Source organism: Anaerolineales bacterium, assembly GCA_019637805.1.
Taxonomy (GTDB): Bacteria; Chloroflexota; Anaerolineae; order Anaerolineales; family UBA11579; genus JAMCZK01.
Genome location: JAHBVB010000002.1, coordinates 883,763 through 899,260, shown reverse-complemented (window position 1 = coordinate 899,260; position 15,498 = coordinate 883,763). Strand labels below are relative to the sequence as shown.

General features: G+C 59.2%; 15 protein-coding genes and 1 tRNA gene. 7 read left to right on the top strand and 9 right to left on the bottom strand.

The window, feature by feature from the left end:
• Positions 1 to 771, top strand: a complete 771-nt coding sequence (locus KF885_10155; protein MBX3049521.1) for a fumarylacetoacetate hydrolase family protein — start codon at positions 1 to 3, stop codon at positions 769 to 771.
• 63 nt (positions 772 to 834) lie between these two features.
• On the opposite strand, the gene KF885_10150 is transcribed toward KF885_10155, so the two are convergent.
• From KF885_10150 to KF885_10140, 3 genes are all read right to left on the bottom strand, one after another.
• Positions 835 to 1,005, bottom strand: coding sequence for a hypothetical protein (locus KF885_10150; GenBank protein ID MBX3049520.1), 171 nt, complete (start codon positions 1,003 to 1,005; stop codon positions 835 to 837).
• A gap of 79 nt (positions 1,006 to 1,084) precedes the next feature.
• A complete protein-coding gene (locus tag KF885_10145) occupies positions 1,085 to 1,414 on the bottom strand; it encodes a YegP family protein (protein MBX3049519.1) in 330 nt (109 codons plus the stop codon).
• A gap of 101 nt (positions 1,415 to 1,515) precedes the next feature.
• On the bottom strand, positions 1,516 to 2,718 hold the full coding sequence (locus tag KF885_10140; protein ID MBX3049518.1) for a hypothetical protein: 1,203 nt from the start codon (positions 2,716 to 2,718) through the stop codon (positions 1,516 to 1,518).
• A 177-nt stretch (positions 2,719 to 2,895) separates the two neighbouring features.
• On the opposite strand from KF885_10140, the gene KF885_10135 reads away from it, so the two are divergent.
• Together KF885_10135 and ligD are read left to right on the top strand one after the other, a co-directional pair.
• Positions 2,896 to 3,750, top strand: a complete 855-nt coding sequence (locus KF885_10135) for a Ku protein (protein ID MBX3049517.1) — start codon at positions 2,896 to 2,898, stop codon at positions 3,748 to 3,750.
• Positions 3,751 to 3,765: 15 nt separating this feature from the next.
• Positions 3,766 to 6,348 (top strand): DNA ligase D, encoded by a 2,583-nt coding sequence (gene ligD / locus KF885_10130; GenBank protein MBX3049516.1) that lies wholly within the window; start codon positions 3,766 to 3,768, stop codon positions 6,346 to 6,348.
• A 208-nt stretch (positions 6,349 to 6,556) separates the two neighbouring features.
• Here ligD and KF885_10125 read toward each other — a convergent pair whose 3' ends face one another.
• Together KF885_10125 and KF885_10120 are read right to left on the bottom strand one after the other, a co-directional pair.
• Positions 6,557 to 7,807, bottom strand: a complete 1,251-nt coding sequence (locus KF885_10125) for a sigma-70 family RNA polymerase sigma factor (protein MBX3049515.1) — start codon at positions 7,805 to 7,807, stop codon at positions 6,557 to 6,559.
• Between the two features lie 221 nt (positions 7,808 to 8,028).
• Positions 8,029 to 9,045, bottom strand: coding sequence for a glucokinase (locus KF885_10120; GenBank protein ID MBX3049514.1), 1,017 nt, complete (start codon positions 9,043 to 9,045; stop codon positions 8,029 to 8,031).
• A 47-nt stretch (positions 9,046 to 9,092) separates the two neighbouring features.
• Here KF885_10120 and KF885_10115 point away from each other — a divergent pair, with 47 nt between their 5' ends.
• Together KF885_10115 and KF885_10110 are read left to right on the top strand one after the other, a co-directional pair.
• Positions 9,093 to 9,893, top strand: a complete 801-nt coding sequence (locus KF885_10115; GenBank protein ID MBX3049513.1) for a YihY/virulence factor BrkB family protein — start codon at positions 9,093 to 9,095, stop codon at positions 9,891 to 9,893.
• Complete coding sequence (locus KF885_10110; protein MBX3049512.1) at positions 9,890 to 10,270, top strand: hypothetical protein; 381 nt, start codon at positions 9,890 to 9,892, stop codon at positions 10,268 to 10,270. Before KF885_10115 ends, KF885_10110 begins: the two co-directional genes overlap by 4 nt.
• Position 10,271: 1 nt before the next feature.
• Here the strand turns inward: KF885_10110 and KF885_10105 are convergent, their stop codons facing one another.
• The 4 genes from KF885_10105 to hisS all read right to left on the bottom strand — a co-directional run bounded on the left by KF885_10105 (position 10,272) and on the right by hisS (position 13,206).
• Positions 10,272 to 11,129, bottom strand: coding sequence for an alpha/beta hydrolase (locus KF885_10105; GenBank protein MBX3049511.1), 858 nt, complete (start codon positions 11,127 to 11,129; stop codon positions 10,272 to 10,274).
• Positions 11,129 to 11,713, bottom strand: a complete 585-nt coding sequence (locus KF885_10100; protein ID MBX3049510.1) for a TetR/AcrR family transcriptional regulator — start codon at positions 11,711 to 11,713, stop codon at positions 11,129 to 11,131. The genes KF885_10105 and KF885_10100 overlap by 1 nt, the downstream gene beginning before the upstream one ends.
• 128 nt (positions 11,714 to 11,841) lie before the next feature.
• Positions 11,842 to 11,916 (bottom strand) — tRNA-His (locus KF885_10095).
• A gap of 18 nt (positions 11,917 to 11,934) precedes the next feature.
• Positions 11,935 to 13,206, bottom strand: coding sequence for a histidine--tRNA ligase (gene hisS / locus KF885_10090; protein ID MBX3049509.1), 1,272 nt, complete (start codon positions 13,204 to 13,206; stop codon positions 11,935 to 11,937).
• 66 nt (positions 13,207 to 13,272) lie between these two features.
• Between hisS and xth the strand changes: the two genes are divergently transcribed.
• Together xth and KF885_10080 are read left to right on the top strand one after the other, a co-directional pair.
• Positions 13,273 to 14,037 (top strand): exodeoxyribonuclease III, encoded by a 765-nt coding sequence (xth, locus tag KF885_10085; protein MBX3049508.1) that lies wholly within the window; start codon positions 13,273 to 13,275, stop codon positions 14,035 to 14,037.
• 104 nt (positions 14,038 to 14,141) lie between these two features.
• A complete protein-coding gene (locus tag KF885_10080) occupies positions 14,142 to 15,482 on the top strand; it encodes a cytochrome P450 (protein ID MBX3049507.1) in 1,341 nt (446 codons plus the stop codon).
• The last annotated feature ends 16 nt before the right edge of the window (positions 15,483 to 15,498 follow it).

The window sequence follows — 15,498 nt, the reverse complement described above, 5'->3', positions numbered from 1 at the left end:
ATGCAGATTATTCGTTTTTCCCAGGCGGGCGGGGCGCCGCAGTATGGCTGGCTCTTGGATGACAAGGTCGGCCTGATCGAGGGCAGTCCGTTTGCCGCTTTCCGGCGCGACGAAGCGGACATTGAGTTAGAGAAAGTGGACTTGCTCTCTCCGGTTGAGCCCAGCAAGATCATTTGTGTGGGGCGTAATTACGTGGCCCATGCCCAGGAGCATGATGTGGATGTGCCCGAAGTGCCGCTTCTGTTCCTCAAGCCGCCGTCTTCCATTGTAGGGCCGGGCGGCACCATCTTTTTGCCGCCGCAGACCCAGCGGGTGGAGCATGAGGCTGAGTTGGCCGTGGTCATCGGCCAGCGCAGCCGCTGGCTCAACCCGGAGACGGCCAAGGCCGCCATCCTGGGTTACACGATCGCCAATGACGTCACGGCGCGTGACTTGCAGCGCCGCGATGGGCAATGGACGCGTGGCAAAGGCTTCGACACTTTTTGCCCGGTTGGCCCTTGGATCGAGACGGATTTTGACCCTGCGGATGCGGTGGTGACCTGCAATGTCAATGGGGAATTGCGCCAAATGGGCTCTACGCGGGACATGGTCTTCCCCGTGCTGCAATTGATTGCCTATGCCTCTTCTGTAATGACCCTGGAGCCGGGCGACATTTTGCTCACAGGCACTCCGGCTGGGGTGGGGCCGCTTGTCGATGGTGATGAGCTGGTCAGCAGCATCGAGGGGTTGGGTGAGCTGCGCAACCCGGTGCGCGCCGAGCCGCCGCACTGAGTCCTAGGTTAAATACAAAAAGGCTGCCGAAAGGCAGCCTTTTTGTATTGTGCTGTGAATGAATTAGAAGCCCTTGAGGGCGTTGCCGGCCAGCAGAATGGCCGCGCCAGCAATGGCGAGCCAAGCGGCATACGGGGCCAAGGCGGCAACCACACCGAGGGCGCCCAGCAGGGCAACCACGGTCAGGATCGCAGAGATCCAAAACACAACTTTGGTCGGGGGGGTAAGACGCATGATGAAAAAATCTCCTTTCAAGATAACTGCTTAGCTAACTCTACTATAAATGCCAGATGAAAACAAGCAAAATTTGGGTTTACTTGCTACGGTCTTCTACGCTGGCTTTCTTGGCGGCTTCTTTCACAGCTTTAACGCCATTTTCCATCGCAGAGGTCCCGGAATACATTTCGCTGGTACCGATCACCTTATTGTTGCGGGCGCGCAGGTTGAAGTAGGGCGCACCGTTCTTGGCGGTTTTGCGCTGGTAGTTCTTGTCGTCACCTGCGTGCTTTTGCACGGAAGCGATGCCGCGCTTGGCGCCGGCTTTGTTGGTGTAGGTCTCGCTGTGCAGGATGGGTTCGTTGTTGCCAGCCAGCAGGTTGAAGCGATACCCGCCTTTACCCAGTTCGATTACAAATTTAGCCATCTTTCACCTCAGGTACATAAAAATGATAGGGATTTTATCATTGATAACTCTACACCAAAAAAAGAGGCGCACATTCGTGCGCCTCTTTTGGGGTGCAGAAATTACTTGCGGACAATTTGTGGCACGAACCAGTAGCCGTTGGCGTGCTGATAGTTCTGGTTGCCGGTCTCCACGGTCAGGATGAAGCGCACTTCAGTGCCCGCCAGAGAGGAGAGGTCAATGTCGATGGTGCGCGACAGGTTGTCGAATTTCTCATCCCAAGTGCCCAGCACCACCTCGTTGCCATTAGGGCGCAGGTAGCTGAGCTTAAAGGTCAGCCGGCAATTGGTGCTGGGGTCCAGACAGCCGATCACGGCTACGAAATGGTCATTGTTGCGCACTTCATACTTGGGGAACTGCCCGCTGATGTAGCCAGAACCGGCATGGTTGGGGCGCATCCAGATGGCGGGTTCGTCTTCCTTGCGGTGCTCCAGGGCGGGGTCTTGCAACACCAACACGAAGCCGTCACTGCCCTGGTTGGCGCCCGGGCAGGGTAGGTTGTTCTTGGTGTTGCTGGACCACTTGGCATCGCAGTAGTTTGCGGCGAAGTCATAGCGCACATTGCCGCCGCCGGTATTGCCGCCACCTGAACCGCCTGCGCCCACACGGATTATGGCGAAGAAGGGTACACCGGCGCTGTTGGCCGAGCCGTTCACGCCGAACTTGGCGCCGGAACCGGTGCGCAGCATCCAGTTGCTGCGGTAGGTGCCGTTGTCATTGGGCGCCTTCATCGGGATGGAGATGTCCACCGTTTCGCCGGGAGCGACGGTCTTTGGCAGGTCAAAGGTGCTCTTGTCTGCCAGGTTGGTGCCGCCTTCGTAGATGATGTCATAGCTGTCCTTGTCCCAAGTGCAGGTGCCGCTGTTGCGGATGCGCCAGGTCTTGGTGAAGGTGTTGCCTCTGCCGATCTGGGTGTTATCGGGGATGCTAATATCAGCGACGAAGGTGGCCTGGTTGCAGGCAGTCGCAGCGGTGGGCGGTACGCTGGTTGCTGATGGTGTTGGCGATTCGACGATCTCCGGAGTCGAGGTATAGGTAGCCGTGACCACGATGGGGGTCTGGGTCGGCTGTTCTGCCTGGCCGCCGGAGGAGTCCGGCTGCTGCTGCCCCTGAGCGATGAGGGTGCCAGCCACTTGGGTATACAGCGCGTTGATGTCCTGTGTAGGCGCCGTGTTTGTGTCAGGCGTGGGCGCGCGACACGCCCCCAGCAGCAACGCAAGCAGGACCAATCCAATGATTCCGTCTTTCCGTGATTTAGCAGTCATACCGTCTCCTAATGTAGAGCCTCACTTTGATTGTAGCATTCGCGGCCCGGAAATCAAGCACGAAAGCCCTGATATCTAAACGTGGAGTGTTGAGGAAAAGTTCCCCACATATTCGCAAACGCAAAAGCCTTGCAAAGCCAATATAATAGGAAATCGCCATAGAAAACGAGGTGAATCATGCCCAAAGCCAAGGATTCTGAAGAGAAAAGCAGCAAGGAAAAAGGCCAGAAAAAAGCCGCCGGTGGGGCCAGGGCGATTTGGTCCGGGGCGATCGCTTTTGGTTTGATCAATATCCCGATAAAACTGTTTTCCGCCACGCAGGAGTACCAAATTTCCTTCAATCAACTGCGCCGTGGTGACCTTTCGCGCATCAAGTACCTGCGCGTGGCTGCCAATGATGGCCAGGAAGTCCCCTATGAAGACATCATCAAAGGCTACGAGATCGAAGAAGATGTCTATGTAGTGATCGACGAAGAGGACATCAAGCAGGCCAGCCCGAAAAAAACGCAGTCCGTCGAGATCTTGACCTTTACTGACGAGGCTGAGATCGACAGTATTTACTTTGAGAAGCCGTATTACACCGCGCCAGACAAGACCTCGGCGCGTGCCTATGTCCTGCTGCGTGAGGCATTGAAGGCGTCCAAAAAAGTGGCAGTGTGCAAATTCATCTTACGCACCAAAGAGAATTTGGCGATCCTCAAGGCCGAGGGTGACGCGCTGATCCTCAACCAGATCCGCTTCCAGTCTGAGATCCGGGAGCGTGAACATCTGGACCTGCCCGGCTCGGATGCGATGAAAGAGAAGGAGCTGGAGCTGGCGCTGAACCTGGTGGAGCAGCTTACCGAGTCGTTTGACCCGGCCCAGTATCGGGACACCTTCACCGATGAGATCAAGCACATCATCGAGCAGAAGGCCCAGGGCATTGATGTGACGGCCATGGTCAGCGCCAAGCCGGAAGCCACGGATGACGATGACCTGCTCAAGATCCTGCAGGCCAGCCTGGAGAAGAGCAAGACCAGCGTAGACGCCTAAGCACGGAATTGCGCTGTGGCCCGCCCCTCTGACAAACTCACTGAATATCGCCAAAAGCGCGACTTTCAGGCCACCAACGAGCCTACTGGTGCGGCAGAATTTGCCGCACCGGGGGCTTTGCGTTTTGTAGTGCAGAAGCACGACGCCACCCGCTTGCACTACGATGTACGCTTGGAAGTGGACGGCGTGCTCAAGTCTTGGGCGGTGCCGGAAGGGCCGTCGACCGATCCGCAAGTGAAGCGGCTGGCGGTGGAGACCGAAGACCACCCGATGGAATACCTGACCTTTGAGGGCGTGATCCCCAAAGGCCAGTATGGGGCTGGCCCGATCATTGTCTGGGACAGTGGCACCTACACCAATATCCGCGGAGACAAGCGCAAACCGTTCAGCATGCAAGAGTCGTATGAGCAGGGCTTGATCGAAGTGCGACTGAGCGGCGAAAAACTGCGCGGGGCCTATGCCCTGGTGCGCACCAAATTCCGAGATGCCGAAAACAGCTGGCTGATGGTCAAGATGAAGGACAGCGAAGCGGACCCGGAGCGCGATCTGGTCAGTGAGTTCCCCCAATCGATCAAGAGCGGCAAGACGATCGAAGAGCTGTGGGAGGAGAGCGAGCGGGCGGCCATGCCCCCTGCTTTGCGCGATGTGCCGGAGGCGCTGCGGCCCAAGCTGCGCGCGGCGCCGTACCCCGGCTGGCTGGCGCCGATGCTGGCCACCGCCGCCGACAAACCCTTTGAACGCCCCAACTGGCTGTATGAGCAAAAACTGGACGGCCAGCGCTGCCTGGTCTACCGCAAGGGAGACCAAGTGCAGCTGATCTCGCGCAATCAGCTGCTGATCACCAGCCAGTACCCAGAGCTGGTGGCGGCACTGCTGGAGCAGGGGCATGGGGATTTTGTGCTGGATGCCGAGATCGTGGCCTTTGACAACGGCCGGCCCAGCTTCGAAATGATGCAGCAGCGCATGCATGTGCAGAAGCCTAAAAAGGAACTGCTGAAAGAGGTGCCCGTCTTCCTATATGCCTTCGATGTGCTTTATTACGAAGGTTATAGCACCACAGCCCTGCCGCAAATTGAGCGCAAGCATGTGCTGGAGAGGATGCTGGAGTATCGCGACCCGCTGCGTTACACCCAACACCAGACCGGCGGCGGCCTGCAGCTGCTGGCGCAGGCCTGCAAGGAGGGTCTGGAAGGCATCATTGCCAAGGACGCCAATGCGGCTTACCAGCACCGCCGCTCGCCCCTGTGGCTTAAGTTCAAATGTGTGCGCCAGCAGGAAATGGTGGTGGGCGGATATACGGAAGGCAAGGCCGGCATGCGCGGTTTTGGTTCGCTGTTGGTGGGTTACTACCCGCCCGGGGAAACCAAACTGCAGTTTGCCGGCGGGGTGGGCACGGGCTTCAGCGATGGGGGCATCCGGGATATTGCTGCGCAACTGGATCACCTGGCCAGTGATGAGAACCCTTTTGCGCCCGACGAACTGCTGCCCAAAAGCGGCGTGCACTGGGTGAAACCAGTCCTGGTGGCCCAGGTGGGTTATGGTGAATGGACTAGCGCCAACAAAATGCGCCACCCGCGCTTTTTGGGACTGCGCAATGACATTGACCCGCAACAGGTCACGCGTGAGACGGCGGGCCCAGAGCCGGAGTGGGCCGACGATGAGGCAAGCCCTGCCAAACGCGGCAGCCTGAACACTGACACCACGCGCATTGTGGACGGGCACAAGATCAAGCTGACCAATCTGGATAAGGCGCTCTACCCCGACGGAATCACCAAGGGCGAAGTGATTGACTATTACGAGCGCGTTGCACCTTTCATACTGCCGCATATCCAAGATCGGCCGCTGAATTTGGAGCGTTTCCCTAACGGGATCGGCACCAAGGGCTTTTACCACAAAGAAACGCCAGACTATTTCCCCAAATATATAGACCTGGTCGAAGTCAAGGTGTCTGACACCGAAACCCAGATGCAGAGCATGGCCAACAACGCGGCCAGCCTGGTCTACCTGGCGCAGATGGCGGCCCTGACGCTGCACCACTGGCTGAGCCGCGCCCAGCACCTGGAGCACCCAGACAAGATCGTCTTTGACCTAGACCCGTCCACCGAGGACGGTTGGGAGGTGGTGCGTTCCGGGGCGGCGGACCTGCGCAACATGCTGGCCGAGATGGGTCTGCCCTCCTTCTTGATGGCGACCGGCTCACGCGGTTTGCATGTGGCCGTGCCGTTGCAGCCGGAGCATGAGTATGAGGCGATCACCTTGTTTGCTAAGGCGGTCTGCCGCAAGTTGGAGCGCGAGGACAGCAAGTTCACCACCCAGTTCCGCAAAGAGAAGCGCAAAGGTCGCGTGTTCCTGGACCATTTGCGCAACCGTTACGGGCACACCAGCGTGGCGCCTTACACGCTGCGCGCCAAGCCGGGTGCGCCGGTGGCTGCGCCGCTGTCCTGGGATGAGCTGGACAACCCTGATCTGACCTCCCAGTCCTTCACAATCGCCAATATCTTTTCCCGCCTGGAGCAGGGCGGCGATCCGTGGAAGGATTTCTTCAAGTTCAAGGCCCCGCTGCCTGGGTTTGAGATGATCCAGAAGGTGTTGGGTTAGCTGTTAGCTACTAGCGATTGACTGTAAGCCACAAGCTTTAAGCTTGGGTTTTGTCATTGCGCGGAGTATTCCAGCACTATCGCCCCTGCGCTATTTCTAAACTCATCCGTGTCACCCTGAACTGGCAAGCTAGCCGCCCCACGCCTGTTCTAACTGATCGCAATAAAAAAAGCCTGCCAAGCGGCAGGCTCTTTGTTTGCATGGTCAGTTAGCTGACGTAGTCCTTGAGGCGGGTGCGCACGCGCGGGTCACGCAACTTGCGCAGCGCTTGGGCCTCGATCTGGCGCACGCGCTCACGCGTCACGCCCAGGCGGCGGCCTACATCGCTCAGGCTGTGTACCCGGCCGTCGTCCAAACCGAAGCGCAGGCGCACGATGCGCGCCTCACGCAGGGGCAGGATGTCTTCCAGCGTGCGGGCCAAGTCCTCTTGCAGCAGGGCCTGGGCCGTGCTCTCCTCAGGCGAGGGGGAGGTCTCGTCCTCGATCAGCTCCCCCAGCACAGAGTCTTCATCGCTGCCAATCGGTGTTTCCAGCGACTGAGGCAGGTAAGCAGCCTTGGTGATCAGTTCCACCTCTTGCGGGGTGGTGTCCAGCGCATCGGCGATTTCCACCAGGGTGGGCTCGCGCTTCAGTTCCTGCTTCAGCGTGTTCTTGCTGCGCATCATCTTGGAGATCTTGTCGCCCATGTGGGCGGGGATACGGATGGTGCGGCCCTTGTTGGAGATGGCGCGGGTGATGGCCTGGCGGATCCACCAAGTGGCGTAGGTGCTGAACTTGAAGCCCAGGCGATAGTCGAACTTCTTGGCGGCGCGCATCAGGCCGATGTTGCCTTCCTGGATCAGGTCGATCAGCGGCAGGCCGCGGTTCATGTTCTTCTTGGCAATGCTGATCACCAGGCGCGAGTTGGCCACGATGAGGTGTTGGCGGGCATCCCAGCCTTCCTGCACTTCTTTGGTCAGCTTGGCGCGCTTGGCTGCGCTGAGGTTGGGCTGGGCCAGTTGGGTGCTGGCTTTGTTGCCCAGCTCCATCGCTTTGGCCAAGGCGACTTCTTCCTGCGCATTCAGCAAGGGGACGCTGGCCGCTTCGTTGAAGTACATGCGCACCAAGTCACTGGTCTCAGCTTCGGCCAGGGGGTCATCGCTGTTGTAGTACACCACGCCTTGCGGCTCGGCGTCTTCTTCCTCGTCCTCGTCGCTGGCGGCTTCGACCTCATCGTCGAGCTCGGCTTCAATCGCCTCGTGGGCTTCATCGTCCTCGATCAGAGGAATGCCGGCGTTGAGCAAGGCTTCAAAGATGTCTTCCATCTGGCCGGACTGGCGTTGTTCGCCAGGCACGATCTGCAAGACATTGTCGATATTCACGAATCCCTGCTTGCGGCCCAGGGCCAGCAAGCGTTCCAGAGCATCTTCCTCTTCCAAGATCTCTTCGGGTTCAAAGGCTTCAATCATTTTCTTTGCCATTTCTAAAACAGCCTCCACAAATTAGAGCGGCCGTGCTCTCAAAAGCTTACAAAGGAGAACGCAGCCCTGTGTGTTTGCGCTATGCGCAGAAACACGCGCCCTGTTGCCAGGGTGTACTCGCAGCTCAGTTATTGGCGTAAGGGTAAAAGAGACAGTGAACTGCTAAGGGTCATTCTAGCATTCGACCCATTAGAACTTTATTTGAGCCAGATGAGTGCAGGTTAAGCGATGTTGCTGAGTTGCTGCCAACCGTAGGCCGCGGCGCCCAACAGGCCGGCCCCTGTGTTGAGGATGATGTGGATGGGCATGCGGCCCAAGTAGCTTTCGTAGGCTGTTTTGGCGGCGAACTTTTGGGCAAAGTTCAGGCGCCCAAATTCGGGCAGGATGCGCGGGGGGATGCCGCCGCCGATGTAGACGCCGCCCGTGCTTCCGTAGGTGAGGGCCAGGCTGCCCGCCTCGGCGGCGAGCACATCGACGAAGATCTCGATCACTTGCTGGCAGATCTGGCTGCCGGGTTCCCCGGCCATCGCGGCATCGACGATGACCGGCGTGCGGTCTGGCGCGGCAGCCAGCTGGGCGGCCAGCCATTCTGGGGCCTGGGCGCGGCCGCTGGCCAGCAGGAAATCATAGATGTTGGGGATGCCGATGCCGGAACAAACATGCTCCACGTGCACCTGGGGGAAGCGCTGCCGCAGGAAGGAGAGCAGCTCGTCTTGCAGGGCGTTGGCGGGGGCGAAGTCTGCGTGGCCGGCCTCGGTGGCGTAGGGCAGGTAGCGCTGCCCGTTCCACACCAGGTAGCCTACGCCCAGGCCCGTGCCGGGGGCGATCACGAAGCGGCTGCCCTGCGCCTCTGCCAGGCCGCTTTGCAGGCTGTGCAGGTCAGCGGCGGGCAAATGCTCCACCGAGCTGGCGATGGCCTTTAAGTCGTTGAGCAGCCAGACCCCCTGCCAGCCAAACTCCTGGCGCAGTTCCTGGGCGTCAATCGTCCAGGGCAGGTTGGTGAGCTTGACGCGCTCCTCGACCACCGGGCCGGCAGCGCCGAGGCTGGCGGCTAGGATGGGCTGGTGCACATCGGCCAGAAATTCACGCAAGATGTCGCCAAAACGCGCATAGCGCGGGCCTTTGAATTTGGCGCGGTGCACAGCAGTGTAAGGATCCTGGGCCGAGAAGAGGGCCAGGCGGGTATTGGTGGCGCCAATATCACCGGCAAGCAAAAGGCCTTGAGTAGACGTTTTCATGGGCAATGCGGCTGAATTATACTGCCGCCCTCCTGTAAACTTGTAGCATGTCCAGCTTCTTCGAACTCATCCGCAAAACCCATGACAAGTATTACCTCGACAACTGTCCGATGTTGGCGGCGGCCCTGGCCTATTACAGTTTCTTTTCCATTTTCCCCTTCCTGCTGTTTCTGATCTATTTCGGCAGCGAAGTGTTGGCGGTCAGCGGCCTGCAGCAGGAACTGATCCACAGCCTGGGGCAGTTTCTGCCCACGGGCGCCGAGGCGATCGCTGGCGTGGTGACCACCACAATCAGCCACAGCCGCTCGCTGGGCTGGGTGGGCCTGGTGGGCTTGCTGTGGAGCGCCTCTTCGATCTTTGCAGTGCTGGAGACAGCCCTCAACCGCATCTGGCGCACCCGCGCCCGCGGCTTTTGGCGCAAACGCCTGATGGCGACCTTGTCGATCTTGTCGTTGTGCCTGCTTTTTCTGGTGGTGATTGGCCTGGGGCACTTCCTGCCCAGCATGCTGACCCTGGCTGAGCATCCGGGCACACAGTGGCTGGGCCAGCTGACCGCTTTCGTGCTGCTGATAGTGGTGATCAGTTTGCTCTATACGATTTTGCCGAACCGGCGCATACCGCCGCGCATCGCCTGGCTGGCCGGCTTGACCGCGGCGACGCTGTTGTTCACAGCCCGGGCGCTGTTTGACCTTTTTATCCGTTCGGCTTTCAATAACTACGGCGCGGTGTATGGCTCGCTGGCCTGGGTGGTCTCCCTGGCGTTGTGGGCTTACGTGGTCGCCAACCTGTTCCTGTTGGGCGCCGAGCTCGGCTCGGTGCTGGAGAAGAGCGAGGAGAAACCGGTATGAATCCCGTGACCCAGGGCTTGTTGGCGCAGCTGAACGAACCGTCATTGGCGACCTTCGCCCAGAACTGGGACGACTGGGAGAGCCTGATCATCGAGATCTATCGCCAGAAAACCGTCTCGTTCGCGCAGCAGGAGCACTTCTTTGTACTGCGCGAGGCGCTGCAACCGGAGTATGCGGCGCTGGCCGCTGAGCTTGGGCAGTTCTGGCCCCATGTGCGCATTAAAGGCGAAAGCTTGACCACCAATCCATTCGAGGCTTTGTTGGCCCTGCCAGCGGCCAAGCAAGTGGTGGAGAACTGGGCGGCCATGCGCTATTTGCCGGCGGCGCGCGAAGCGATCAACCAACTGCTGATGGGGCGCATTGAAAATTCTGCTTAGGCTAGCTCAACCTTCTATCCAGGTAAGACAGCACGGCGTTGGCAAACTCTTCGGGACGTTCTTTCTGCGGCCAATGTTTGCCGCCTTCCATCACGTACAGCTCGCAGTCCGCGATTTGTCGGCTGGCTGCAATGGCGTCTTTGAGCGGCACGGCCGCATCGTGGCTGCCATGGATCAAGAGGGTGGGCTGTTGGATTTCTGCAAACCTGGCTGACAAGTCTCGCGTCAGACCGGTCGGGGTGATCTCCGCTTTTTGGAAAGACATAAACGCTTTGCCAGCATTCGGCGCCTTCATCAGTTCAACGATCTCGTTGACCATCTCGTCGGTCACTTTGCTCTTGTCGCTGATCAGGTTGTACTCCAGAGACCAGCGCACCATCCAAGGTGTCGCGGTCCATTTGTAGATGTTTTCATTAAGCTTGGAGCGCGTGTACCAATAAGTCAAGCGATGCCAGGGCAGTTTGTTGGACAATCCCCAGGCGTCTACCGGTATAAGGACCTTTACCAGCTCCGGGTAGGTGAGGGCAGTGTTAAGGGCAATGCCGCCGCCCAGGGATAGACCGCACAGGATGACCGGGCCACCCCCGAAAGCTTCGATGACCCCTTTGGCGATGTTGGTGTAAAAGGGCAGCGAATACTCACCGCTGATGCGCTGGCTGGCGCCGTATCCCGGCAGGTCAGGGGCGATGACGCGATAGCGCTCGGCCAGCAAGGGGATCACTTCAGCCCAGGAAAGCCTGGCCGAATCCACGCCGGCGCCGTGCAGCAGGATGATGGTCTCCTTGCCGCTGCCGGCGTGGAAGCAGTGCACGCCCACGCCGTCTACGGTGATGCGTTTGCTTTGAATTCCTTGTGCCATTAGCTTGCCTCTCGGTTTTCCAGGATGATGCGCAGGCTGGCCGCGATGCGCTCTTTGGGGTCGCTGCCCGGCTCATCCTTGCACCACAGCAGCGCCGCGCCGGTGGCCGCGGCCTGCAGGGTGTGGCTCGTGTTGGGGATGTCCTCGCAGATCAGTTCGCCGCGTTGCACCGCGGCGCGAAGCATCTTTTGCACTTCGTCGTCCACCAGGCGCAAGCGCTGCCGGGACTTATGCACCAATTGCGGGTCAATGTCGAAGTTCAGGTACAGCATCAGCAGGTTGGCGTACTCGCTGGGTTTTTTGATGAATTGGTTCCATTGGGTGAAAAGGTCGGTCAATGCCTCCAGCAATGGCAGCGGACGTTTAGACAGCTCTGCAAAACTGGCTTCGGTAATTTGAATTAGGAAATCGTAATAGGCTAGCAGCATGGCTTTCTTGGAGCCGAAGCGTTTGGAGAGGGCGGCCGGTGAGAGCTGGGCCTGCTGGGCAATGTTTTGCAGGGTGAGGGCCTTGTAACCCTGCCTGAGCAGCACGGTCGAGATGCTGATGAAAATGGCTTCGTCAGTCTGTGTTTGAGGGCGCATGCCTACAGGCTCCATTAGTAAGTGAACGACCACTTACTAATGGAGTTTATACCTGGCTTAGGCTTCGCTTGTCAAGCAGGGATGAGTTAAAAACAACGGAACCCTTACGGGTTCCGAGTGTTTGCTGCTGGGGTGGATGACGGGAGTCGAACCCGCAACCACCGCATCCACAATGCGGTGCTCTGCCATTGAGCTACATCCACCAAGCGGCGGCTATTTTATCACGTTGCGCTGAGTATGCGCTTGAGTTCCGTCGCCAGTTCCGCCCGGGGCAGGTTGCGCTGTTCGCCGCTGCGCAAATCTTTGAGCGTGACCTGCTTTTGCTGCAGCTCGTCCGGCCCCAACACCAAAACGACCTTGGCCCCCAGCCGGTCGGCTTGCTTGAACTGCTTTTGCAGTTTGTCGGCGGCCAGGTGGCTGGCGACTGCCAAGCCGGCGCTGCGCAGCTCGGCTGCCAGAGTCAGGCTGGCAGCCAGCTGCTCTTCGCCGAAGACGGTGACATAGATGGGGGCGCCGGCGCTCAGTTGCGGCAGGCGGCCTAGGGCCTTGAGCATCAGACTGATGACCACATTGCCTACGGCAAAGCCGACCGCTGGCACGGGGTCGCCGCCCACGGCATTGACCAGGTCGTTGTAACGCCCGCCGCCAAAGATGGCGCGGAACTCGCCGGCGGTGTCCCAGGCTTCGAAAACGGTGCCGGTGTAATAATCCAGCCCGCGGATGATCTGCGGGCCAAAGCGCACGTAGTCGCTGGCGTTGTGGGCGGCCACGGCCTCGAAGAAGCGCACCAGGCTGGGCGACTTCTTCCACAGTTGTTGGTCGCTGATGATCTTTTGAATGCCGCCCAGCTCGGCCTGGCTGAGGCCCAGTTCAGCGCCATACTCATTCCAGGCGGCCGCGCTGAGCTTGTCACGCCGATCCACCAAGCTGAAGACCAGCTTGTGCTTGGCGGCGGGGATGCCCAGCGCCTCTAACTCTTGCTGCATCAGCTGGCGGTTATTGACCATCACCTGCGCCTCGCTGGGCTGCAGACCTACGCTGCGCAGGAAGGCGGCCGCCACGGCGGCCAGCTCGGCATCGGCTTCAGGCGAGTCTTCGCCGATCATGTCGATGTTCCACTGGAAGAACTCGCGGCTGCGGCCCTTTTGGGGCTTCTCGTAGCGCCAGAAAGGGCCGAAGGACCACCAGCGCAGTGGATAGGTCAGCTGACGCTGGCGGCTGGCCACCATGCGGGCCAGGGTCGGGGTTAGCTCCGGGCGCAGGGCGATCTTTTCGCCGCCGCGGTCTTCAAAGACGTAGGACTGTTTTTCCACCAGCTCGGCGCCGGATTTGGCAGCGTACAGGTCAAAGCGCTCCAGGAAAGGGCCGTCGTATTCCTGATAGCCAAACGATTCGGATACGGAGCGCATCTGGCTGTACAGCCAATTGCGCACCGCCATGTCTTCGGGGTAATAGTCCTGGGTGCCGCGCACCGCCTGCACAATATTTGCCATGCGGGGATTTTAGCATGGGGCGGCTGGAAAAACCGGCGCGGTACAATTGCGGCCACGGAGGCAGCCATGAGATTGGTCACTTGGAACGTGAATGGGTTACGTTCGCTGTTGAAACGCGAGGGTTGGAATTGGGTTGCGGCGCAAAAGCCGGATGTGGTCTGCCATCAGGAGATCAAAGTGATGCCTGAGCAGTTGGGCGCCGACCAGCTGGCTGCCTTCACTGGCTACGAAACCGTGTGGAACCCGGCGGAGAAGCCGGGGTACAGCGGTGTGGCGACGTTCACCAAACTGAAAAGTGCGGCTGAGATTGGCTTCGGCCAGTCCAAGTTCGACAGCGAAGGCCGCCTGATCCAAACCCACTTTGATGACTTCGAGTTGTTGAACGTTTATTTCCCCAGCGGCACCAGTGGCATGCACCGCGTGGAGTTCAAGCTAGAATTCTATGCGGCCTTGCTGGAATATATCAAGGCGCTGCGCGCCCAAGGCAAGAGTGTGATCATCACTGGCGATTTTAACACTGCGCACAACGAGATCGACCTGGCGCGCCCCAAGAGCAACCAAAGGACTTCCGGCTTTATGCCGATCGAGCGCGAAGCGCTGGGCAAATATTTTGAGAGCGGCCTGGTGGACAGCTTCCGGCAGCTTAACCCCGACAAGGTCCAATACACTTGGTGGTCGCAGCGCTCGCCCAGCGCGCGGGCCAACAATATTGGCTGGCGGCTGGACTATTTCCTGGTGTCGGAAGATTTGTTCCCCCAGGTCAAAAGCGTGACCATCTTTGATCAGGTCGCAGGCTCCGATCACTGCCCGGTGATGCTTGAGCTGAAGTGAGCGAGCTGGTGGTTGCCCAGCCTGTGTTTGGTCACTTGGCGCAGAGCTAGGGCCTTAACCTGCCGCTAAAGTGAGATAGTTCACAAGTGGACTATACTCACGACATGCTCAACACCGAGATGATCTCTTCCTCTCAAAAATTGCCCACACCGCCCATGCTCAGCGGCGGTTTACCGTATATCGGCCATGTTCTGGAGTTTTACCGCGATCAGGAGAACTTTTTCCGGCGCGGTTATCAGACACATGGCAATGTGTTTGGCATCAAGCTATTGGGCCAGCCGATGGCGATCCTGGTGGGGCCGCAGCAACAATCCTTCTTTTTCCGCAGCACAGACAAACAACTGGACATGGAAAAGCCGTATGCTTTCCTGGCGGCCATGTTTGGGCGCATCGCCTTCCTAGGCAGCCACGAAACCTACAAACAGCACCGGCCAGTGCTGCACAGTTTGTTTGGCCGGGACCAGATGGTGGGCTATTTGCCTGTAATGAGCCGAGCGATCAAAGCCTGGGTGGACAGCCTGGGCGAGAGCGGCGAAATGGAGATAACCACTCAGATGACCGAACTGGTCAAAGAAGTGGCGGGCCGCTGCTTCCTCGGGGATGCAGTCCATGAACGCCTGGAAGCCGAAGGCTTCTGGGCGCAGTACGACGCGCTGAGCGCCTCGCTGGACCCACTGCTGTACAACTTGCCGCTGCCCAAGTTCGCCCGCCGGGATGCCGCCAAGCAAAAGATCCGGGCCATTTTGCAGCCGTTGATCGAAGAGCGCCGGGCCAACCCGGTTGACGATGGTTTCCAGTATTTGCTGGACCAGCCGGATGGCAGCGGCCAGCCTTTGCCCGACGAGATCGTAGCCAACTTCTTCGCCGCGCTGATGTTCGCCGGCCATGAAACCACCGCCGGGCAGGCTGCCTGGTCCGTGATCCACTTGATCGAAAATGAGGCCTACCGCCAGCGTCTGGCCGCGGAAGTCGAGCGGGTGTTGGGCGGGCTGGACGAAGTTAGCCATATGCATATGCGTGAGTTCACGCTGGTCAACGCGGCCGTGCAGGAAACCGGCCGCCTGCGCCCCTCGGCCGAGACGTTGATCCGTGAAGTCAAGGAAGATATTGAACTGGATGGCTACCGCATTCCCGCCGGCTGGTTTGTGATGACCTCGACCGCGGCAGCCCACTTCATTCCGGAGTACTTCGCGGATCCGTATCGCTACGACCCAGAGCGCTTTAGCGAACGCAAAGAGGGCGGGGGCTTTGAGCTGTTGACCTTTGGCGGCGGTTTGCACAAATGCACTGGCATGAACTTTGCCCGTACTGAGATGTCCATCATCCTGGCGATGCTGTTCCGTGACTATGACCTGGAACTGATCACGCCGCCAGAAGAGTTGCGGGTGGAACGCAGCGGCTCCAGCAAGCCAACCCCAACCGTGGTGCGCTACAAGAGGAAGTAAAGTGATCTAAAACGGG